The organism is Streptococcus mitis (genome assembly GCF_965111725.1).
GTDB lineage: Bacteria > Bacillota > Bacilli > Lactobacillales > Streptococcaceae > Streptococcus > Streptococcus mitis_DV.
In genome coordinates this window covers 1,622,926-1,645,873 of the sequence record NZ_OZ217341.1, presented here as the reverse complement: position 1 = coordinate 1,645,873, position 22,948 = coordinate 1,622,926, and the positions used below count along the sequence as shown (strand labels likewise).

General features: G+C 41.7%; 15 protein-coding genes and 5 pseudogenes. 18 read left to right on the top strand and 2 right to left on the bottom strand.

Features of this window, described 5'->3' with window-relative positions:
• The first annotated feature begins 134 nt into the window (after positions 1–134).
• Positions 135–1,301 (top strand): TOTE conflict system archaeo-eukaryotic primase domain-containing protein, encoded by a 1,167-nt coding sequence (locus ACLV7Q_RS07930; RefSeq protein WP_225904682.1) that lies wholly within the window; start codon positions 135–137, stop codon positions 1,299–1,301.
• Here the strand turns inward: ACLV7Q_RS07930 and ACLV7Q_RS07925 are convergent.
• The gene (locus ACLV7Q_RS07925) at positions 1,262–1,387 is read right to left on the bottom strand and encodes a hypothetical protein (protein WP_411866004.1); all 126 of its coding nucleotides are present in this window, start codon (positions 1,385–1,387) and stop codon (positions 1,262–1,264) included. The genes ACLV7Q_RS07930 and ACLV7Q_RS07925 overlap by 40 nt on opposite strands.
• 142 nt (positions 1,388–1,529) lie before the next feature.
• On the opposite strand from ACLV7Q_RS07925, the pseudogene ACLV7Q_RS07920 reads away from it, so the two are divergent.
• From ACLV7Q_RS07920 to pheT, 4 genes and pseudogenes are all read left to right on the top strand, one after another.
• A pseudogene (locus ACLV7Q_RS07920) lies at positions 1,530–2,966 on the top strand (DEAD/DEAH box helicase); the annotation flags it as partial.
• A gap of 368 nt (positions 2,967–3,334) precedes the next feature.
• The gene (pheS, locus tag ACLV7Q_RS07915) at positions 3,335–4,381 is read left to right on the top strand and encodes a phenylalanine--tRNA ligase subunit alpha (RefSeq protein WP_218756990.1); all 1,047 of its coding nucleotides are present in this window, start codon (positions 3,335–3,337) and stop codon (positions 4,379–4,381) included.
• Positions 4,381–4,890, top strand: a complete 510-nt coding sequence (locus tag ACLV7Q_RS07910; protein WP_218756989.1) for a GNAT family N-acetyltransferase — start codon at positions 4,381–4,383, stop codon at positions 4,888–4,890. The genes pheS and ACLV7Q_RS07910 overlap by 1 nt, the downstream gene beginning before the upstream one ends.
• A gap of 76 nt (positions 4,891–4,966) precedes the next feature.
• The gene (pheT, locus tag ACLV7Q_RS07905) at positions 4,967–7,372 is read left to right on the top strand and encodes a phenylalanine--tRNA ligase subunit beta (protein WP_218756988.1); all 2,406 of its coding nucleotides are present in this window, start codon (positions 4,967–4,969) and stop codon (positions 7,370–7,372) included.
• 221 nt (positions 7,373–7,593) lie between these two features.
• Here the strand turns inward: pheT and ACLV7Q_RS07900 are convergent.
• Positions 7,594–8,603 (bottom strand): annotated as a pseudogene (locus tag ACLV7Q_RS07900) (endonuclease/exonuclease/phosphatase family protein).
• Between the two features lie 154 nt (positions 8,604–8,757).
• Between ACLV7Q_RS07900 and ACLV7Q_RS07895 the strand changes: the two are divergent.
• The 13 genes and pseudogenes from ACLV7Q_RS07895 to ACLV7Q_RS07835 all read left to right on the top strand — a co-directional run.
• Positions 8,758–9,242 (top strand): annotated as a pseudogene (locus ACLV7Q_RS07895) (transposase); the annotation flags it as partial.
• 58 nt (positions 9,243–9,300) lie between these two features.
• Positions 9,301–9,378, top strand: a pseudogene (locus ACLV7Q_RS07890) (transcriptional regulator); the annotation flags it as partial.
• A 316-nt stretch (positions 9,379–9,694) separates the two neighbouring features.
• Positions 9,695–11,944: a 5-methyltetrahydropteroyltriglutamate--homocysteine S-methyltransferase gene (gene metE / locus ACLV7Q_RS07885; RefSeq protein ID WP_218756987.1), complete on the top strand. Its 2,250-nt coding sequence runs from the start codon at positions 9,695–9,697 to the stop codon at positions 11,942–11,944.
• Between the two features lie 63 nt (positions 11,945–12,007).
• Positions 12,008–12,874, top strand: coding sequence for a methylenetetrahydrofolate reductase [NAD(P)H] (gene metF / locus ACLV7Q_RS07880; RefSeq protein ID WP_000089966.1), 867 nt, complete (start codon positions 12,008–12,010; stop codon positions 12,872–12,874).
• 450 nt (positions 12,875–13,324) lie between these two features.
• On the top strand, positions 13,325–15,538 hold the full coding sequence (gene pnp, locus ACLV7Q_RS07875; RefSeq protein WP_218756986.1) for a polyribonucleotide nucleotidyltransferase: 2,214 nt from the start codon (positions 13,325–13,327) through the stop codon (positions 15,536–15,538).
• A 15-nt stretch (positions 15,539–15,553) separates the two neighbouring features.
• Complete coding sequence (gene cysE / locus ACLV7Q_RS07870; protein WP_218756985.1) at positions 15,554–16,171, top strand: serine O-acetyltransferase; 618 nt, start codon at positions 15,554–15,556, stop codon at positions 16,169–16,171.
• 11 nt (positions 16,172–16,182) lie between these two features.
• Positions 16,183–17,067, top strand: coding sequence for a GNAT family N-acetyltransferase (locus tag ACLV7Q_RS07865; RefSeq protein ID WP_218756984.1), 885 nt, complete (start codon positions 16,183–16,185; stop codon positions 17,065–17,067).
• 81 nt (positions 17,068–17,148) lie between these two features.
• A complete protein-coding gene (gene cysS, locus ACLV7Q_RS07860; RefSeq protein ID WP_218756983.1) occupies positions 17,149–18,492 on the top strand; it encodes a cysteine--tRNA ligase in 1,344 nt (447 codons plus the stop codon).
• Positions 18,485–18,871 carry a Mini-ribonuclease 3 gene (locus ACLV7Q_RS07855; protein WP_000567927.1) on the top strand — a complete coding sequence of 129 codons (387 nt, stop codon included), beginning with the start codon at positions 18,485–18,487 and terminating at the stop codon, positions 18,869–18,871. Before cysS ends, ACLV7Q_RS07855 begins: the two co-directional genes overlap by 8 nt.
• 3 nt (positions 18,872–18,874) lie before the next feature.
• Positions 18,875–19,759 carry a helix-turn-helix domain-containing protein gene (locus ACLV7Q_RS07850; RefSeq protein ID WP_057487474.1) on the top strand — a complete coding sequence of 295 codons (885 nt, stop codon included), beginning with the start codon at positions 18,875–18,877 and terminating at the stop codon, positions 19,757–19,759.
• 657 nt (positions 19,760–20,416) lie between these two features.
• Positions 20,417–21,439 (top strand): Rpn family recombination-promoting nuclease/putative transposase, encoded by a 1,023-nt coding sequence (locus tag ACLV7Q_RS07845; RefSeq protein WP_218756982.1) that lies wholly within the window; start codon positions 20,417–20,419, stop codon positions 21,437–21,439.
• A pseudogene (locus tag ACLV7Q_RS07840) lies at positions 21,440–21,877 on the top strand (hypothetical protein); the annotation flags it as partial. It abuts the gene before it with no gap.
• A gap of 401 nt (positions 21,878–22,278) precedes the next feature.
• Entirely contained in the window at positions 22,279–22,944 is a 666-nt protein-coding gene (locus tag ACLV7Q_RS07835) for a YSIRK-type signal peptide-containing protein (protein WP_218756980.1), read from the top strand.
• The last annotated feature ends 4 nt before the right edge of the window (positions 22,945–22,948 follow it).

The following is a 22,948-nucleotide window of genomic DNA, read 5'->3' as shown; positions in this document are numbered from 1 at the left end:
TTTTTTTATTTTATAGATTGCTCGTTTAAACTCTATTTATTTCGTACTTTCAGTGCTATTCGGATTTTATTTTCGTGTACAATTTCAGCTATTCTTGTTATAATCAGCCTATAGGAATCAAGGAGGTGACTCTTATGGCTGTTTTTGTGTCTTTGGATGGAATTGTGGTAGAAGTACTTGATGTCTTTTCTTCTTTTAATGGGGATAGTGAGTTTTTCTTGTGTAAACGTCTTAAAGACAAGAGTCAGTTTGTTATGGAACGATCTCGGTTCGAGGAGATGTTCCAACTTCAAAGTAGTCACTTGACGACGCAAGAAAAATTACAATTGTTTACCTCTGTGTTTGCTGGCCGTTATGATGTTTATGCTAAGAGTTTTATCAATGATCAAGGGAAAATTCAGTATTTTCCATCCTATGATTATGGTTGGAAGCAGTTGCCACCTGAAAAACGGAGTTTCCAGACATTGACGGACTCCGTTTTGAAATCTCATTTTCGTGGGGAGACAGCTATCGGTATCTTTCCTATGCACTTAGATGATAGCTGTTATTTTTTGGTACTGGATTTTGATGAAGGAGATTGGAAAGAAGCTGGTTTAACTATTCGAAGAATAGCCAGGGAACGCCAGATGGAAGCCCATTTAGAGATTTCTCGTTCGGGTCACGGACTCCATATTTGGTTCTTCTTTGAGGAAGCGATTTCGTGTCGAGAGGCTCGCTTATTTGGAAAGAAACTATTAGAATTGGCTATGCAGGAAAGTATGCAACTGTCCTTTGATTCTTTTGATCGCATGTTTCCAAATCAGGATGTTCTTCCTAAAGGTGGATTTGGTAATTTGATTGCCCTTCCTTTTCAAGGAGAAGCTTATCATCAAGGGAGAACGGTCTTTGTGGATGAACAGTTTCAGCCTTATGAAGACCAATGGAGGTATCTACAAGAAATTCAGAGGGTTTCAACTGCTAAAGTGGCACTGTTAATCCAAGAGGAGTTAGGCAAGCAAGAATTGGATAAGGAGTTGAAGGTCGTCTTATCCAATATGATCCAACTTGAAAAATCGTCTGTGACACCCAAGACACTGTTTTTCTTGAAAAATATGGCTTCCTTTTCTAATCCCGAATTTTATTTAAAGCAGGCTATGCGACAGCCAACCTATCAAATTCCTGAGAGAATGTATTTATTTGGAGAATCCGAACATTATTTATGGTTGCCAAGAGGTTTACTATATCCATTGCAAGATAAATTTAATACTCTTCGAAAATCTCTTCAAACCACGTCAGCTTCGCCTTGCCGTAGATATATGTAACTGACTTCGTCAGTCTTATCTACAACCTCAAAGCAGTGCTTTGAGCAACCTACGGCTAGCTTCCTAGTTTGCTTTTTGATTTTCATTGAGTATGAGCAGGTAGTTGTGGAGGATAGGAGAAAAGTACAAAGGTCTATTAGAGTAGCATTTAAGGGAGAACTTACTTTGGAGCAAGAGTTAGCCCTGTCAGATATGATTTCCAAAGAAAATGGTTTACTTCATGCGGAGACTGGTTTTGGGAAGACCGTTTTAGGTGCTGCTCTTATCTCTGAACGGAAAACAAAAACAATTATTCTAGTCCATAATAAGCAACTCTTAGACCAATGGCTAGATCGCTTAAACTGCTTTTTGACTTTCGAAGAGGAGGAGGCTATCCGTTATACGGCATCAGGTCGTGAAAAGGTAATCGGCTATGTTGGGCAGTACGGTGGGATTAAGAAATGGCTGAGTAAACTGGTTGATGTTGTTATGATTCAATCTCTATTTAAGTTGGAAAATAGTCAAAGTCTTTTGGATGAGTATGAGATGATGATTGTGGATGAGTGTCATCATGTCTCTGCCTTGATGTTTGAAAAAGTTGTTGCTCAGTTTAGAGGGAAGTATCTTTACGGTTTGACGGCTACGCCTGAGCGTAAGAATGGTCATGAGCCTATTGTTTTTCAGAGAATTGGTGAGATACTCCATACTGCTGATAAGAGGGAAACGGATTTTAAACGGCAATTGCAATTAAGATTCACTTCTTTTGGTCATTTGGAGATTGAAAAGACCAAAGCAAGTAATTTTATACAGCTTAGTGATTGGATTGCTATAGACTCAGTGAGGAATCAGATGATTCTCAAGGATATTCTAGCCCAAGTGGCAGAAGGGCGGAATATCTTGGTTCTAGTCAATCGAATTCAACAGATAGATGTCTTTGAAAAGTTATTGAAAGAGAAAGAGGTTGATGACTGTTACATTATTAGCGGAAAAACCAAAGTCCGAGAAAGAACGAGTTTACTGGAGACGTTAGAACAGTTAGATAAAGGGTTTGTTTTGTTATCTACTGGAAAATACATTGGCGAAGGTTTTGACTTACCTCAGTTGGACACGCTGATCTTGGCAGCCCCCTTTTCTTGGAAAAATAATTTGATTCAGTACGCAGGCCGGATTCATCGAAACTACAAGAATAAGTCTTTGGTGCGGATTTTCGATTATGTGGATATTCATGTTCCTTATTTAGAAAAGATGTTTCAGAAACGACAAGTAGCTTATCGAAAGATGGATTATCGTGTCATCGAGGGTGAGGAGAAACAATTCGTTTATGTTGATAGTAGATATGAGAAGGTGTTGAGAGAGGACTTGGCAGGGGAAAGACAGGAATGTATGCTTATTTTACCTTATGTGCACCAGACAAAACTGATGAATTTTCTAAAAGAATTTAGGATTAGTCAAATTGAGATATGTATACCAGAGACGGTTGCAAGTAAAGCATGGCTAGACCAGTTGAAGAGCCAGAAAATTAAAGTATCTTTTACTCAATCAAAAATAGTCACGCCTATTCTTTTGGTAAACAAGACCATTGTTTGGTATGGCGCAATGCCATTATTAGGGAAGGTAGATGAAATGACCATATTACGTTTGGAATCAGCTAGTATAGCTTCTGAGCTAGTGGCAGGTTTACGATAGAGAAAACTTTTAAAAATTTCTATGTATGATTTTCATTTCTTTAGTGAGAATGATGACATTTTCACATTCGAAGCACATCTAACAAACAGAAGTGAGATAGGTCTTGCAAGAATGGTAAAAATCTGATAAACTAAGTAGTAATTGAATAGGAATCCGCAAGACTAGTAACTCAAGGGAAGTATATCAGGGAGGAGAGCCGTGACTGCAAGCTCTCTATATGAAAGCTGGGTGAATTCACTTGCGCATGGATTTAGAAATGAAGGTCTGACTTGTCAGATGAAAACGGATGGTACCGCGTGTCAACGCTCCGAGTGGAGTTTTTGGCATGTGGTTTTCTTTTTATCTTATGAGAGACTGATGGAGGAATTATGTCAACTATTGAAGAACAATTAAAAGCGCTTCGTGAAGAAACGCTGGCTAGCTTGAAGCAGATTACTGCTGAAAATGAAAAAGAGATGCAAGATTTGCGTGTCTCTGTCCTTGGTAAAAAGGGTTCACTTACTGAAATCCTCAAAGGGATGAAAGATGTCTCTGCTGAGATGCGTCCAATTATCGGGAAACACGTCAATGAAGCTCGTGATGTCTTGACAGCAGCCTTTGAAGAAACAGCTAAGCTCTTGGAAGAAAAGAAAGTTGCAGCTCAATTAGCTAGCGAGAGTATCGATGTGACGCTTCCAGGTCGTCCAGTTGCGACTGGTCACCGTCACGTTTTGACACAAACCAGTGAAGAAATCGAAGATATCTTCATCGGTATGGGTTACCAAGTCGTGGATGGTTTTGAAGTGGAGCAAGACTACTATAACTTTGAACGTATGAACCTTCCAAAAGACCACCCAGCCCGTGATATGCAGGACACATTCTATATCACAGAAGAAATCTTACTCCGTACTCACACGTCTCCAGTTCAAGCGCGTGCCATGGATGCCCATGATTTCTCTAAAGGTCCTTTGAAGATGATCTCACCAGGGCGTGTCTTCCGTCGTGATACGGACGATGCAACCCACAGTCACCAGTTCCACCAAATTGAAGGCTTGGTTGTTGGGAAAAATATCTCTATGGCAGACCTTCAAGGAACCCTTCAGTTGATTGTCAAAAAAATGTTTGGTGAAGAGCGTCAAATTCGTTTGCGCCCATCTTACTTCCCATTCACAGAGCCATCTGTTGAGGTGGATGTTTCTTGCTTCAAGTGTGGTGGAGAAGGCTGTAACGTATGTAAGAAAACAGGTTGGATCGAAATTATGGGTGCCGGTATGGTTCACCCACGTGTCCTTGAAATGAGTGGTATCGATGCGACTGTTTACTCTGGATTTGCCTTTGGTCTTGGACAAGAGCGTGTAGCTATGCTCCGTTACGGAATCAACGATATCCGTGGATTCTACCAAGGAGATGTCCGCTTCTCAGAACAGTTTAAATAATGATTAGAAAAGTAGAAAAGGCAGATGTTGAGGTGTTGGCTAAAATAGCCAAACAAACCTTTCGTGAAACATTTGCTCATGATAATACGGAAGAGCAGTTACAGGAATACTTTGAAGATGCTTATAGTTTGAGAGTTTTGTCAACTGAGTTGGAAAATCCAGAATCCGAAACCTATTTCATTATGCATGAAGAGGAGATAGCTGGTTTTCTCAAAGTCAACTGGGGAAGTGCTCAGACTGAGAGAGAATTAGAGGATGCTTTTGAAATTCAACGTCTCTATGTGCTACAAAAATTCCAAGGATTTGGATTCGGTAAGCAACTGTTTGAATTCGCTCTTGAACTTGCTACAAAAAATAGTTTTTCCTGGGCTTGGTTAGGTGTTTGGGAGCATAATACAAAAGCTCAAGTATTTTATAATCGATATGGTTTTGAAAAATTTAGCCAACATCATTTTATGGTTGGTCAAAAAGTAGATACGGATTGGTTACTGAGAAAGAAATTAAGGTAAGAAGATGATTCTTCTATTGAAATGATAGGAAAGGAAAAGAACCAGAGTGGCAACTGTCATTCTGGAGAACTAAATTATGCTTGTATCTTATAAATGGTTAAAAGAATTGGTGGACATTGATGTTCCATCACAAGAGTTGGCTGAAAAAATGTCAACTACAGGGATCGAGGTAGAAGGTGTCGAATCACCTGCTGCTGGTCTCTCAAAAATTGTCGTCGGTGAGGTCTTGTCTTGCGAAGATGTGCCAGAAACTCACCTCCATGTTTGTCAGGTTAACGTTGGCGAAGAAGCAACCCGTCAAATCGTCTGTGGTGCCCCAAATGTGCGTGCTGGTATCAAGGTTATGGTGGCTCTTCCAGGAGCTCGCATCGCTGACAACTACAAAATCAAAAAAGGAAAAATCCGTGGCTTAGAGTCACTTGGGATGATCTGTTCACTTGGTGAATTGGGAATTTCTGACTCAGTTGTGCCTAAGGAATTCGCAGATGGTATCCAAATCTTGCCGGAAAATGCCGTTCCAGGTGAGGAAGTCTTCTCATACCTAGACTTGGATGATGAAATCATCGAACTTTCTATCACACCCAACCGTGCGGATGCCCTTTCTATGCGTGGGGTAGCTCACGAAGTAGCAGCCATCTATGACAAGGCAGTCAACTTTAAAGAATTTACTCTAACAGAAACAAATGAAGTTGCAGCAGACGCTCTTTCTATAGGGATTGAAACAGACAAGGCACCTTACTATGCAGCCCGTATCTTGGACAATGTGACTATTGCACCAAGTCCACAATGGTTGCAAAATCTTCTTATGAATGAAGGTATCCGTCCCATTAACAACGTGGTGGACGTGACCAACTACATCCTGCTCTACTTTGGTCAACCTATGCATGCTTTTGACTTGGATACCTTTGAAGGAACTGACATCCGTGTACGTGAAGCGCGTGCTGGTGAAAAATTGGTGACTTTAGATGGTGAAGAACGTGACTTGGAAACAAATGACCTAGTCATCACTGTCGCAGACAAGCCAGTAGCCCTTGCAGGTGTCATGGGCGGTCAAGCAACAGAAATCTCTGAGAAATCTAGTCGTGTCGTCCTTGAAGCTGCAGTCTTCAACGGAAAATCAATCCGTAAGACCAGCGGTCGTCTTAACCTTCGTTCTGAGTCATCTTCTCGCTTTGAAAAAGGGATCAATGTGGCAACTGTTAACGAAGCTCTTGATGCGGCGGCTAGCATGATTGCAGAACTTGCAGGTGCGACGGTGCGTAAAGGTATTGTTTCAGCGGGTGAGCTTGATACCTCTGATGTGGAAGTTTCTTCAACTCTTGCTGATGTTAACCGTGTCCTCGGAACTGATCTTTCTTATGCTGATGTAGAAGACGTCTTCCGTCGTCTTGGCTTTGGTCTTTCTGGAAATGCAGACAGCTTTACAGTCAGCGTACCACGTCGTCGTTGGGATATCACAATCGAGGCAGACCTCTTTGAAGAAATCGCTCGTATCTATGGATATGACCGCTTGCCAACCAGCCTTCCAAAAGACGATGGGACAGCTGGCGAATTGACAGCCACACAAAAACTCCGCCGTCAGGTTCGTACCATTGCTGAAGGAGCAGGTTTGACAGAAATCATCACCTATGCTCTAACAACTCCTGAAAAAGCAGTTGAGTTTACGGCTCAACCAAGTAACCTTACGGAACTTATGTGGCCAATGACAGTGGACCGTTCAGTCCTCCGTCAAAATATGATCTCAGGTATCCTTGACACTGTTGCCTACAACGTGGCTCGTAAGAATAAAAACTTGGCTCTTTACGAGATTGGAAAAGTCTTTGAACAAACTGGCAATCCAAAAGAAGAACTTCCAAATGAAGTCAACAGTTTTGCCTTTGCCTTGACAGGATTGGTTGCTGAAAAAGATTTCCAAACAGCAGCAGTTCCAGTTGATTTCTTCTATGCTAAGGGAATCCTTGAAGCCCTATTTACTCGCTTGGGACTAGAAGTGACCTATACAGCTACAGCTGAAATTGCAAGCCTCCACCCAGGACGTACAGCTATGATTTCACTCGGCGACCAAGTTCTTGGTTTCCTTGGTCAAGTGCATCCAGTCACTGCTAAGGCTTACGATATTCCAGAAACGTATGTAGCTGAGCTTAACCTTTCAGCCATCGAAGCTGCCCTTCAACCAGCTACTCCATTTGTGGAAATTACTAAATTCCCAGCAGTCAGCCGTGACGTTGCCCTTCTCCTCAAGGCAGAAGTCACTCACCAAGAAGTTGTGGACGCGATCCAAGCTGCAGGCATAAAACGTTTGACAGATATCAAACTCTTTGACGTCTTCTCAGGCGAAAAATTAGGACTTGGTATGAAGTCAATGGCTTATAGCTTGACCTTCCAAAATCCAGAAGACAGCTTAACGGATGAAGAAGTTGCACGCTACATGGAAAAAATCCAAGCATCGCTCGAAGAAAAAGTCAATGCAGAAGTGCGTTAAACGATAGTATGATACAAATTCCCCCTCTAGTTCATGAACACTAGAGGGGTGATTTTATATAATACTCAATGAAAATCAAAAAGCAAACTAGGAAGCTAGCCGTAGGTTGCTCAAAACACTGTTTTGAGGTTGTAGATAAGACTGACGAAGTCAGTAACCATATGTCTAAGGTAAGGCGATGCTGACGTGGTTTGAAGAGATTGTCGAAGAGTATAAAATAATTAAAATGTGATTTCTGTAAAAATACATCTATGATCAGAGTTTTGAAAACTTACAATGTCTAAATCTTTAACATAGTAGTGGTTTTTAGGCAATAAAATATGATCTATTGTTGCATTAAAAAGTTTTGGACTTTGGCTATTCCAAGTTCCTCTTTCAAAAGGTGGAAGTGCATTCAATGCGTCCCTATGAGAGCTTATTTTTGCAAGTGCTCCATGACGCATAGTTGCATTAAAATCACCTGCAATAATAGCCTTTGGATATTTTGAAGCCAGTTGATTATGAATGATATTTAAGTCTTGCTTCCAGATTTCCATTAAACCTGTAAACCTGGCAGAGGAGGAGCAGTATGCAAAGCAATGATATCTGGTATATTTTGTTTTCTCGAATGTAATAGAATTGTCCCAAAACGTGTTGTATGAAAAGTTTTAGCTTCTGTATAGAAACCATAACTTTTCTTGACAATCACAGTCACAGGAGCTATTCCACTATTGGTAGATGGAGAAGTGAAAATATCATAGTTGGCCATAGAAAGTCCAACTTGATGAAACAATAGTTTGATTCTCTGGTTTTCTTGCTCACCTCTGATATTGGTAGCTAGTTCAGGGAATATAGCCATATCGGCATCAAAATGGCTAAAAATTCGCTCAATATGTTGTGCTTCTATTTGATTAGCGACGTTCCAAGTTACTAATTTTAAGGTTTTAGTATTATTTGATGTGGAAGAAAGGGTTTTATCTGTTCCGAATAATAGTAATATGAGCGATAATAAGAGCAAAATGCCAGAGTAAAACCGTATTTGTTTATTTTTCTTGTAAAAAGATAGGGAAAAAAATACGAAACTTAAAATAGAAGCTATAGTTGCAGTAGCTAAGGGGAAGGCATAAATCTGTGCCAAGATAGGTCTGGTAGATAGCCAAATATTAAGATTAGAAGATGGGAAAAAAGAATAAGCTATGATAGGGATAGCGAAGAGAATGACAGAAAGGGCAGAAAGAAATGTTTTAATCATTGTATGAGTACCTCAATTTGCAATGGTTGCTCGGAGCTAATGTGACTTTGTGACTTTACTTGATTGATATTCTTTTTCTTGTCTTCCTCATAGATTAAGTACAACCCAAGTAAAAAAGTCCAATTTAAGATTGAAATGATTAAAAGGCACAGAAATGCAAGACAATTATACTACAAAAGGCAAACATTTGACAATCGATAGCCGTCGCTTAATCGAACGATGGAAAAAGAAGGAAAATCAAATAGAGAAATTGCCTCTCTACTTGGAAAAGTTCCTCAAACTATCCACACTGAAATCAAGTGTGGGACAGTCCGAAAATGTCTTGGAAAAGGGCGCTTCAAAGAGGTTTATTATGGCGACTATGCTCAACAGTCTTATGAAAATAATCGCAAGCGTTAGGTCAAGAAATCAAGCTTGACCAAGGAACTAAAGGAAAAGATTCTCCACTATCATAACCAAAAATTTTCGCCTGAAATGATGATGGCTAAAGGGGTTAACGTGGGAATTTCAACCATTTACTATTGGATTCATCATGGAAAATTGGGGTTAAGCAAACAGGAACTGCTTTACCCTAGAAAAGGAAAATCTGTTAAGAAACAAGTTAGCACCAATTTTAAATCCGCTGGTCAATCTATCGAATCATAATTCGCTCATTTTTTCAAAAAATACATAGCTCTAAAAGAAAGAGGGGTAAGTGATGAAGAATAGTGCTATTGGGAGTAAATGGAAGGATGTCCGGTCAGAACTTTTTACCAAGGAGGAAATCCTTGAAAGTTCTAGCCAGTTTAGGAAAGACACTAGTAGTAGTCCCACTCGAACAGGAAAAGAGTTGATTAGAGTATTATAGTCTTTTCTAATAACAAGCCATAGTCACTTATAAGAATTACTAATAACGCGTTTGAACCGTATAACTGAAATAAAGCTATAAAACAAGCTACACAAAGGATTTGAGGCATTTGTCTCAGATCTTTTTCTTTTGTCTAAAACGGAGATATAGTTTCAAACTATATCAAAGCCTAATTTTTTACAATTATACAGATGATTTCTTTTCTGTTAAGATAGTTTCAACAACAAATTTTGGAGGACACATCATGTCAACTACAATCATCGGTTTCCCTCGTTTGGGAGAATTCCGCGAATTAAAATTTACAACTGAAAAATACTTTAGAAAAGAAATCTCAGAAGCAGAACTCTTGGCAGCAGCAAAAGACTTGCGTGCTAAACACTGGAACATTGTCAAAGAAAAAGGCATCACTGAAATTCCATCAAATGACTTCTCTCACTATGACAACTTCCTAGATGCAGCTTTCCTTTTCAATGTGGTACCTGCTTCAGTTCAAAACTTGGACTTGTCTGACCTTGAGCGCTACTTCGCTTTGGGTCGTGGTTACCAAGGAGAAAAAGGGGACGTTCGCGCCCTTCCAATGAAGAAATGGTTCAACACCAACTACCACTACATCGTTCCTAAATTTGAAAAAGACACTCAAGTAAAATTGGCTGGTCACAAAATCTTCGATGAGTTCCAAGAAGCAAAAGAACTTGGATTGAACACTCGCCCAGTTCTTGTAGGTCCATTCACTTTCCTTCAATTGTCAGACTTTGAAGAAGGCGTGAAAGCAGAAGATTTCGTAGACAGCTTAGTGGCTGCTTACCAAGAAGTTTTTGCTAAATTGGCAGAACTTGGTGCGACTCGTATCCAATTGGATGAAGCGGCTCTTGTAAAAGATTTGACAGCTGAAGAAAAAGCTCTCTTCTTGAACCTTTACAACAAACTTTTGGCTGACAAAAAAGGTCTTGAAGTCTTGCTTCAAACTTACTTCGGAGACGTTCGTGACGTTTACGCTGACCTTGTAAACTTGCCAGTAGATGCTATCGGTCTTGATTTCGTTGAAGGTAAGAAAACTCTTGAATTGGTTAAAGGTGGTTTCCCAGCTGATAAGACTCTTTATGCAGGTATTGTCAATGGTAAAAACATCTGGCGTAACAACTACGAAAAGAGCTTGGCTGTTCTTGAGCAAATCCCAGCTGAAAACATCGTATTGACTAGCTCATGCTCACTTCTTCATGTGCCATTTACAACTGCTAATGAAGAATTTGAACCAGCAATCTTGAACCACTTTGCCTTTGCAGTTGAAAAATTGGATGAGATTCGTGATTTGGATTCTATCCGCAATGGTCAAGGTGAAGAAGCACTTGCAGCTAACAAAGAACTCTTTGCGACTGAGCGTGTTGGTGAAAATGCTGAACTTCGTGCTCGTATCGCTGGCTTGACAGACGCAGACTACACTCGTTTGCCAGCCTTTTCAGAACGTGAAGCTATCCAAGAAGAAGCTTTCAAACTTCCAGCTCTTCCAACAACAACTATCGGTTCATTCCCTCAAACAAAAGAAGTTCGTGCGAAACGTTTAGCTTACCGTAAAGGTGAATTGTCTCAAGAAGAGTACGATGCTTTCCTTGCTGAAACAATTGACGAATGGATCAAATGGCAAGAAGATATCGACTTTGATGTCCTTGTTCACGGTGAATTTGAGCGTAATGACATGGTTGAGTACTTCGGTCAAAACTTGTCAGGTTACCTCTTCTCTAAAAATGGTTGGGTACAGTCATACGGTATGCGTGGGGTTAAACCACCAATCATTTGGGGTGATGTCACTCGTCTTAACCCTATCACTGTTAAATGGTCTAGCTATGCACAAAGCCGTACAAACAAACCTGTTAAAGGTATGTTGACTGGACCTGTTACCATCCTCAACTGGTCATTCCCACGTGAAGACATCTCTATCAAGGATTCTACTCTTCAAATCGCTCTTGCTATCAAGGATGAAGTGCTTGACCTTGAAGCTGCTGGTGTGAAAATCATCCAAATCGATGAGGCTGCTCTTCGTGAAAAATTGCCACTCCGTCGTAGCGACTGGTATGAAGACTACCTTGACTGGGCAATTCCTGCCTTCCGCTTGGTACACTCAACAGTAGCGCCAGATACTCAAATCCACACTCACATGTGTTACTCAGAATTTACAGATATCATCCCAGCTATCGACAACATGGATGCAGATGTTATTTCCTTTGAAGCTAGCCGTTCAAACCTTGAAATCTTGGACGAACTCAAAGCGAAAAACTTCCAAACAGAAGTAGGACCTGGGGTTTACGATATCCACTCACCTCGTGTGCCAAATGAAGGCGAAATCGACCACACAATCGAAGCTATCCTTGCTAAAGTGCCAAGCAAGAAAGTTTGGATCAACCCTGACTGTGGTTTGAAAACACGTGGTATTCCAGAAACAAAAGAAAGCTTGATCCGCCTTGTTGAAGCAGCTAAAGCTGCGCGTGAGAAATTGTAAGATTAGATTTCTCTCCATACAATGGTTGTTCAAAAAGAAATCAACTAGAAAAGGTTATTACATATGTCACGCCAAACACCGTCACTCTCATTTGAAGTGTTCCCTCCCAACCCAGCCGTGGGTAATGATAACATTATTTCTGCTCTTCAAGATATGCAGGAGTTGGCCCCTCACTTTATCAGTGTAACTGCTAGCAATAATAAATTTAATATCAAGGAAACGACGGTTCGTTTGGCTGATTTTATCCAAAATGACTTAGCGATTCCGACTATTGCTCACTTGCCAGCCATCTATTTGACCAAGGACAAGGTTGCTGAAACGATTGCAGACTTGGACAAGGTTGGGGTGCAGAAAATCTTGGCTCTTCGTGGGGATATTATTCCAGATGTGGAGCCGCAAAAGGATTTTCGCTACGCAACTGACTTAATTGAGTTCATCAAGGAACAAGCCCCTCACTTTGATATTGTTGGTGCTTGCTATCCAGAAGGGCATCCAGATTCGCCAAATCAGATTTCAGATATTCAAAATCTTAAGAAGAAAGTGGATGCAGGCTGTTCGAGCCTTGTAACTCAGCTTTTCTTTGACAATGAGCGCTTCTATGATTTCCAAGACAAGTGCATCTTGGCTGGAATTGATGTTCCTATTCATGCAGGGATTATGCCAATTCTGAATCGAAATCAGGCTCTCCGCCTCTTGAAGACTTGTGAGAATATCCACCTTCCACGCAAATTTAAAGCTATCTTAGACAAGTATGAGCATGACCCTGAGTCGCTCAGAGCAGCAGGACTTGCCTATGCGGTGGACCAAATCGTGGACTTGGTAACTCAGGATGTTGCTGGTGTGCATCTCTATACGATGAACAATGCGGATACAGCAAAATACATCCACCAAGCAACTCATGCCTTGTTTAATCACCAGTCTCTAGGATAATAAAAAGCAAACCATTCTTCTCAGGTGAGGGGAATGGTTCCTTTTTAATGGTAAAGACCGCACTTTTTAAGAAAAATATGATAAAATAGACTCTGTACGTACTTGATACAAAGATGAGGGTATTTAGGTTTTAAAGGCTTTTTCAAATGTGGTTGGAGCGACACGAGCGAGTCAAATCGATATTATTTGACGAGAGAGTTAGTAAAGCATTTAGCTAATCGCCTGATAGCGATTAGCGTGAAAGGTTTAGATGCTTTAGTATCAAACCTTTCTAATGATTTATATCTTGAGTAATTGAACTCGCCTACAACTCTGTGGAAAAAGATAAATCTGCCTAGGAGCGGTCGCTCCGTCGTTAGATTTCCTATTTTCCTTTGAGTTGCTTGACGGCTTAGTATCTTGATCTTTGTAGGCAAGACGTATAATTTCATCAATCCAAAGGGGATTAAAATGACAAAACAAGTGTTTCAAACGACTTTTGCGGGTCGTGAGTTAATTGTAGAGACTGGTCAGGTTGCTAAGCAAGCGAATGGCGCAGTTGTCGTACGTTACGGTGAGTCAACTGTCTTGACTGCTGCCGTTATGTCTAAGAAGATGGCAACTGGAGATTTCTTCCCTCTCCAAGTCAACTACGAAGAAAAAATGTATGCAGCTGGGAAGTTTCCTGGTGGCTTTATGAAACGTGAAGGACGTCCTTCAACAGATGCGACTTTGACAGCGCGTTTGATTGACCGTCCAATCCGTCCTATGTTTGCGGAAGGTTTCCGTAACGAAGTCCAAGTCATCAACACCGTGCTTTCTTATGATGAAAATGCTTCTGCACCAATGGCTGCTATGTTTGGTTCATCCTTGGCGCTTTCTATCTCAGATATTCCATTTGACGGACCAATCGCTGGGGTACAAGTGGGATATGTAGATGGCCAAATCATCATCAATCCAAGCCAAGAACAAGCAGAGCAATCTCTCCTTGAATTGACAGTAGCTGGTACCAAACACGCCATCAACATGGTAGAATCTGGTGCTAAAGAATTGTCAGAAGAAATCATGCTGGAAGCGCTCCTTAAAGGGCACGAAGCAGTCAAAGAATTGATTGCCTTCCAAGAAGAAATCGTTGCAGCAGTTGGTAAGGAAAAAGCAGAAGTGGAATTGCTTCATGTTGACGCTGAATTGCAGGCTGAAATTATCGCAGCCTACAACAGTGACCTCCAAAAAGCTGTCCAAGTAGAAGAGAAATTGGCTCGTGAAGCTGCAACTCAAGCAGTCAAAGACCAAGTCACTGCTGTTTATGAAGAAAAATATGCAGACCACGAAGAATTTGACCGTATCATGCGTGATGTGGCTGAAATCTTGGAACAAATGGAACACGCTGAAGTGCGCCGTTTGATTACAGAAGACAAGGTTCGCCCTGATGGTCGTAAGGTCGATGAAATCCGTCCTTTGGATGCGGTTGTTGACTTCCTTCCTCGTGTGCACGGTTCAGGTCTTTTCACTCGTGGACAAACTCAAGCCCTTTCAGTCTTGACCTTGGCTCCGATGGGTGAAACTCAAATCATTGATGGTTTGGATCCAGAGTATAAGAAACGCTTTATGCACCACTATAACTTCCCACAATACTCTGTAGGGGAAACTGGACGCTACGGTGCGCCAGGTCGTCGTGAAATCGGTCACGGTGCTCTTGGTGAGCGTGCCCTTGCTCAAGTCTTGCCAAGTTTGGAAGAATTCCCATACGCTATCCGTCTGGTAGCAGAAGTCTTGGAGTCAAATGGTTCTTCATCTCAAGCTTCTATCTGTGCGGGAACTCTTGCTCTTATGGCTGGTGGTGTGCCAATCAAGGCGCCAGTGGCTGGTATTGCCATGGGACTTATCTCAGATGGAAACAACTACACAGTATTGACAGATATCCAAGGTTTGGAAGACCACTTTGGAGACATGGACTTCAAGGTTGCAGGAACTCGTGACGGGATTACAGCCCTACAAATGGATATCAAAATTCAAGGGATTACTGCAGAAATCTTGACAGAAGCACTTGCTCAAGCCAAGAAAGCGCGTTTTGAAATCCTTGATGTGATTGAAGCAACCATTCCAGAAGTTCGTCCAGAATTGGCTCCAACTGCTCCGAAAATTGATACAATCAAGATTGATGTGGACAAGATTAAGATTGTCATCGGTAAGGGTGGAGAAACCATCGACAAGATTATCGCTGAAACAGGCGTTAAGATTGATATCGACGAAGAAGGAAATGTGTCTATCTACTCTAGCGATCAAGATGCCATCAATCGTGCTAAAGAAATTATTGCTGGCTTGGTCCGTGAAGCTAAGGTGGACGAAGTTTACCGTGCTAAAGTCGTTCGTATCGAGAAATTTGGTGCCTTTGTCAACCTCTTTGATAAGACAGATGCCCTTGTTCATATCTCTGAGATGGCTTGGACACGTACCAATAATGTCGAAGACTTGGTAGCAATCGGGGATGAAGTTGATGTTAAGGTTATCAAGATTGATGAAAAAGGACGTGTGGATGCTTCTATGAAAGCCCTTCTTCCTCGTCCTCCAAAACCTGAACGTGATGAAAAAGGTGAAAAATCAGAACGTCCTCACCGCCCACGTCATCACAAGGACCACAAACCTAAGAAAGAATTTACAGAAACACCAAAAGATTCAGAATAAGAAAAGGAGAAATGTATGGGATGGTGGCGCGAAACCATTGATATCGTAAAAGAAAATGATCCAGCGGCCCGCACCACTTTGGAGGTTTTGCTGACCTATCCAGGTGTCAAGGCCTTGGCGGCCCACCGTCTCTCGCATTTTCTCTGGAAGCATGGCTTCAAACTCTTGGCTCGTATGCACAGTCAGTTTTGGCGCTTTTGGACTCAGATTGAGATTCATCCAGGTGCCCAGATTGATTCAGGTGTCTTTATCGACCACGGTTCAGGCTTGGTGATTGGAGAAACAGCGATTGTTGAGACGGGAGTTCTCCTCTATCATGGGGTGACTCTTGGGGGAACAGGAAAAGACTGTGGCAAACGCCATCCGACCGTTCGTCAGGGTGCCCTTATATCAGCACATGCCCAAGTTATCGGACCAGTGGAAATCGGCGAAAATGCCAAGGTCGGTGCTGCAGCAGTTGTTGTAGCAGACGTACCTAGTGATGTGACGGTTGTCGGTATTCCTGCTAAGATTGTCCGCCTTCATGGTAAAAAGGATGAGCCGGTCATTCACGAAGTCGAAGAAAAACGAGAGTACTACGTTAATAAACTCGAGCAGTCTAAAGAAGCCAGTCACAGATCGTCTGGTTTGTAGAGGGTAGCTATATGATTCAAGCAAGAAACAAGTTAAGCCAAGAGGAGCTATCTGAGGCGAAAAAACTAATTAACTGTTGCCAAAACTATGACGGTACCTATCGTGATCCCTATCTCTCTAACATGCTTAATTTTGCTCCAAACATGCCCGCCTTTTTCCTTTATTATGAAAAAGGCGAACTTGTTGGTTTATTAACTGTCTATGCAGATGACCAAGATGTGGAAGTGACGATACTGGTTCATCCAAATCATCGCCGTCAGGGGATTGCGCGTGCATTGTTTACTGGTTTTGAGAGAGAAACAGCTTCTTTTCCGATTCATTCAATCACTTTTCAGACAGAGCGTGTTTTTCTAGACCGTTATCCTGATTTTGTCAGCAACTGGGGATTGGTCGAGGATGAAGAGACAGAAACTTGGTTAGGTAAGGATAGAAGACCTTATCCGTTAGCAACCATTTCCAATCTTGAAGTTTTGTTAGCAGATAGTTCGTATCAGGAGCAAATTAGCCAGTTAAAATTTCAAGCATTTTCAGAGGAACATGAATCGAGAGAAGTTGTGGATAGATATGTCGCTGAAGCTCTGAAGGATCCAGAAAGTCGCTTATATATTTTGTTAAAAGACGGTCAGGTTATTGGAACTTGCACGGTAGATTTATCGACTAATACGAATTACTTCTACGGTTTAGCAATATCTGAACCTGAACGTGGAAAAGGCTATGGAAGCTACTTAGCAAAATCCCTTGTCAACCAACTAATTGAGCAAAATGATAAGGAGTTCCAAATTGCAGTAGAGGATAGCAACGTAGGTGCCAAGCGCTTGTATGAAAAAATTGGCTTTGTCAAACAGACTCAGGTGGTTTATCTGAATGAGAAAGGAGCAAGGGATTCCGAAGTGTAGAGACATTCGGACTGAAATTCAATTGAACTCTTAGTGATGAAACTAATTGTTCTTGGATTTTGGATTTCCTGATTATGATTTATGATTAAAATCTATGACACTATGTCTCGTGATTTGCGAGAGTTTGTCCCGATTGAGGACGGCAAGGTCAAGATGTATGTTTGTGGGCCAACCGTGTACAACTATATCCACGTGGGGAATGCCCGTTCGACGGTGGCTTTTGATACCATTCGTCGCTATTTTGAATACCGTGGTTATGAGGTTGCCTATATTTCCAATTTTACGGATGTGGATGATAAGATTATCAACCGTGCCAAGGAAGAAGGTATCATGCCTCAGGAGGTTGCGGACAAGTACATCGCTGCCTTTCGTGAGGATGTGACAGCCTTGGGCGTCAAACCTGCGACTCGCCATCCGCGTGTGGTGGAGTTTATGGCGGATATCATCCGCTTTGTGGAAGACTTGATTGAAAAAGGTTTTGCTTATGAGAGCCAAGGGGATGTTTACTTCCGTGTGGAAAAATCTCACAACTATGCCAAGTTGGCTAACAAAACCTTGGAAGACTTGGAACTAGGTGCTTCAGGTCGTACCGATGAAGAAACGGTTCGTAAGGAAAATCCTGTGGACTTTGCCCTCTGGAAAGCTGCCAAACCAGGCGAGATTTCTTGGGATAGTCCTTGGGGATCTGGTCGTCCGGGCTGGCATATCGAGTGTTCGGTCATGTCGACAGAAATTTTGGGCGACACCATTGATATTCACGGTGGTGGAGCCGACCTTGAGTTTCCGCATCACACCAATGAAATTGCCCAGTCAGAAGCAAAAACAGGCAAGATCTTTGCCAACTATTGGATGCATAATGGCTTTGTCAATATCGACAATGTCAAGATGTCCAAGTCCTTGGGCAACTTTATTACCGTACATGATGCCCTTAAAACTCTTGATGGTCAAGTCCTTCGTTTCTTCTTTGCGACTCAACATTATCGCAAGCCTATCAACTTTACGGAAAAGGCAGTGCGAGACGCTGAGACCAATCTAAAGTATCTAAAGAACACTTACGAACAACCGTTTACTGGAACTGTAGATGCTCAAGAGTTACAGGTTTTTAAAGATAAGTTTGTGGCGGCTATGGATGAAGATTTTAACGCTGCTAACGGTATCACAGTGGTCTTTGAAATGGCCAAATGGATCAACTCAGGCAACTATGATGCAAGTGTTAAGGAAGCTCTTGCGGCTATGTTAGAGGTCTTTGGAATTGTTTTTATTGAGGAAGTTTTGGATGCAGAGATTGAAGACTTGATCCAAAAGCGCCAAGAAGCGCGTGCCAATCGTGATTTTGCGACAGCTGACCAGATCCGTGACCAATTGGCTGCTCAAGGAATTAAGCTCCTTGACACCAAGGATGGAGTGAGGTGGACACGTGATTGATGTCAATCTCATTAACGGGATTGCGCTAGCCTTTGAAGGGGATGCGGTGTACTCCATGTATATTCGTCGTCACCTAATTCTTAAAGGCATGACCAAACCCAATAAACTCCACCAAGAAGCGACCAAGTATGTCTCAGCCAAGGCTCAGGCTCGCCTGATTTCCCTCATGTTGGAGGAGCAAGTCCTAACGGAAAAAGAAGAAGAAATCTACAAACGTGGTCGCAATACCAATAGTCACACCAAGGCTAAAAATGCTGATGTAGTGACTTACCGTATGTCCACAGGTTTTGAAGCAGTGATGGGCTATCTCCATATGACTGAAAATCTGGAACGTCTTGAGAGCTTGATTTCGTGGTGCATCCAAAAAGTGGAGGGATAGGACATGATGGCAAAAGAACTACAAGACTGGTTTCCTGAGGCTCAGATTTCAGACCAACCAGTAGAGAAAGAGGGTTACTTAACTCTTCCTTTAGCTTCTCAGCAGTGGATTTTGCTGGAGAAAGCTGGGCTCAGTGAGCGTGAAAAGCAGTTGATTTCCCTTTTGACCCAGCAGGAGCAGGCTCGTTCACTCAATCCTTGGTATTCCTATCTGATTGAGGGCAAGGGTCAGGCACCACAAACTTTTAAAAAGATTCAGTTGGTTTATTGTCATCTTTCCTATTTCCAACAGGAAAATCTATCCTCTTGGCTAGATATGATGCGGACCCTCTTTTCGAATTGTCAGACAGTGCTTCAGGTCGGAGCTCAGGATTATGTTTTCGTGCTGCAACAAGACAAATACACCTCTGTACGAGCTATTTTAAGTGATACGATTGAAGCGGTTGAGTATGACTTTGGACTGCGTCTCTCTATCATGTTGGGTCAGGTTTGGTCTCAGACGGGGCATCAAGCCCTATCAGACTTAATCAAAGCGGAGCGGGATTTGTTTAAGATTTGGTGGCGTCAGGGTCACCAAGGTGTTCATACTTTTTCTCAGCTCTATCTTTGGAGTATGGGAGAAAGACTCGTGGACTTGAGAGTAATCAAGGAATGCTTGCACCAGATGATCTTGGATCAGGACCAGATTCAGGAAATCATTCTCTCTCTTTGGGAAAATAGTGCTGTTCTCACTAAAACAGCTCAGCAACTCTATCTGCACCGCAATTCTCTCCAATACAAGATTGATAAGTGGGAAGAGTTGACAGGGCTTCAGTTGAAAGAGTTGACCGACCTGACTCTGTGTTATCAATTGATTTTAGGTTCTTTGTCAACTATAGTTGGTTTGTAAAGAAGTTAATATTTGGAGAAGAGGATTGCCATCTTCTCCATTTTTATGTGCAGAGTTATAGTGGATTGAGGCTGGGAAAGTACACTGTGACTGCTAAAACATTCTTAGAATTTGCTTTGATTTTCCTAATCTATTCATGTAAAATTTATGTTATTTCACTATAGTTGTTTGATTTTTGTTTAGTATTAGAAGATTGAAAATCAATGAATAAATCTACCAGCAGATGACTCAAAACGTCCTTTTGAAGCTCTAGGTAAGGCAAAGTTGACGTAGTTTGAAGAGGTTTTCGCATAGTAGGAACATCCAATTTTGGTGTGTTTACTTATGGAGTTTTTCCTAGTGATACTTATATCTAGACACAAAACTATAGCTTGAGAGCTAGTCATTTTCAGATAAGATTTAACTCTTCCTAATACTGGGTTTTGTTTGCTTTTCAGAGTCCTTTTCTACTAGAAACTGGAATGTATTCTATGTATAGGAGTAATCGCTAGAAATATGGTAGAATCAAAAAAGAATCAGCTGCTTTTTTATGTAAATTTCAACCTGTGAAGTCTAAAAATTTTTAACTTTCTCCTTTCTTTTCCGAATAAATAGATAGTAGCAGTGAATCTAGCAAACCTAGATTAAAAAATGTGCTATAATAGAAGGAGGAAAAGGATGATTCTAAGACATCCGGGCATTAGCCCAACCAATGACTTGGTTGCTAAGAAGATTTTTAGCAACCCAGAAATCACTTGTCAATTTATTCGCGATATGTTGGATTTACCAGCCAAAAATGTGATCATTTTGGAGGGAAGTAACATTCATGTCTTGCCTTCCATGTCCTATTCAGCGCAGGATTTCTATACCAGTATAGACGTCTTGGCGGAGTTGGACAATGGGACACAGGTTATCATTGAGATTCAGGTTCATCATCAGAATTTTTTCATCAATCGCCTGTGGGCTTACCTGTGCAGTCAGGTTAATCAAAACCTTGAAAAAATCCGTCAACGTGAAGGTGATACCCACCAGAGCTACAAATACATTGCACCAGTTTACGCTATCGCAATTGTGGACAGCAATTATTTCTCAGATGACTTGGCTTTTCATAGCTTTAGCATGCGAGAGGACACGACAGGTGAGGTTTTAACAATTACAAACAATGGACAGGAAAACCATCTGGTTAAGATGGCATTCTTGGAATTAAGAAAGTACAGAGAAACCAGCAAAGACGAGGTTCGCAAGCCGTGGTTGGAGTTTTTCGGGAATAAGCCCTTTACCCAAGAACCTGAGCGAGCGATCAGCCAAGCAGACCAACTGCTAGACTACAAGAGCTGGTCCGAGGAGGACAGGAAAATGTTTAGTCAACTACGTATGCGCGAAGAACAAGCCTTGTTAGCACATGACTATGCCTTGGAACAAGCGGAAGAAAAAGGTTTAGAGCGTGGTCTTGAACGCGGTCGTGCTGAAGGTATTGAGCAAGGTTTAGAGCGTGGTCTTGAACGTGGTCGAGCTGAGGGGATTGAACAAGGCATCGAAAAAGGTTTAGAACAAGGACTTGAACGTGGGAAAGTTGAAGGAAGTTTGTCTATGCTACTAAATCTAGTTCGTCAAGGCCTTCTGACACCTGAGGTTGCCAGCCAGCAGTTGGGAATGACTGTCTCTGAGTTTGAAGAATTATTAAAAGACCATCATAAATAAGAACTAAAAAAATACAGAGAAACCAGCAAAGACAAGGTTCGCAAGCCGTGGTTGGAATTTTTCGGGAATAAGCCCTTTACCCAGCACCCCGAGCGAGCCATCAGCCAAGCAGACCAACTGCTGGACTACAAGAGCTGGTCCGAGGAGGACAGGAAAATGTTTAGCCAACTACGTATGCGAGAAGAACAAGCCTTGTTAGCGCAGGACTATGCCTTGGAACAAGCTGAAGAAAAAGGTTTAGAACGTGGTCGCGCAGAGGGTTTAGAGCGTGGACGAGCTGAGGGAGTTGAACAAGGACTTGAGCGCGGGAAAGTTGAAGGAAGGGAAGAAGGAAAACTCTTTGCCTTCCTGGATATGGTTCGCCAAGGTCTTTTGACTTCCGAGATTGCCAGTAAGCAGTTGGGAATGACCGTGGCTGAGTTTGAGGCGCTTTTGTAAGTTAGGGGATGTATCTAGCTTTTCCCTCAAAATCTTATCAGAGTGCTAGGAAACTTACATCGTATTTCACTATTTTCAGCAGAATGCTTCTGTTGATTTTATATAGAAAAAATGTCAGATTTTATCTTTCTATAGATAAGGTCTGTTTTTTATTTATATTAAATTTAAAATATTATCCATAATAAGGTTGATAGATAAGGGTTTGCATATATATATAATTACGAGAAAATGCTGTTATATCGGCTTTTTTGCTACTTTTTTAATCTTATCTTCATCTAGGTTTATACTTGATGTCTTTCCGTAAAAGTATTACTATAAAGTTGACATATTATGTGTTACGGGTTTTTGTGTACTCTTTTGAGGAAAGTTGGCCTGTGATACAATGAAAGGATGCTATGCTCATGTTTGGAAAAAAACATAGTGACAATGGTGAAAAAATTTACCGTTACTCAATAAGAAAATATCATTTTGGAGCTGCTAGTGTTGCAGTGGCGGCTCTGATGTTCTTTGCGAATGGGGTGCAAGCGCAGGCCCCTGCAGTGTCTCCAGTAACAGCTAGTGATGTAGTTGCTGGACCTTCTGGAAATTCAGATGGGGATCCACAGGACTCAGAAGAGGAGAGTCCTGAGAAAACGGCAGTAGTTGAACAACCAGTTGAGCTCAAATCAGAAGGAGAATCTAGCGCTCCAGAAGCTAAAGCTGAAGAAGGAAGTCAAGAAGAATCAGAAGCTGAAGTTAAAAGTCCTCAGCCTGAGACTAAGATAGATGAGACCGCAGAAACTCCTCAGGTGGAGAAGGAAAAGGATCAGGAAGTATCAGCGCCAGTAGTTGACACAAGTGCAGCCAAATCGACACAAAGCACCCTAGAAGCTTTGTTGGCAAATCTGACCTTAGACTCCATGAAGGCTCTCCCCACTGAAGTGGAAGAAGGTCTCGCAAAGGCTAAGGTGGTCTTAGAGAATCCAAAAGCGACACAAGCACAGGTTGATGAGCAAGTCAAACTTATGGAAGACCTGATTCGCCGGGTCAGGGAAGCTTTTTTGCTTCGTTTTTTTGAAACACAATAGATTG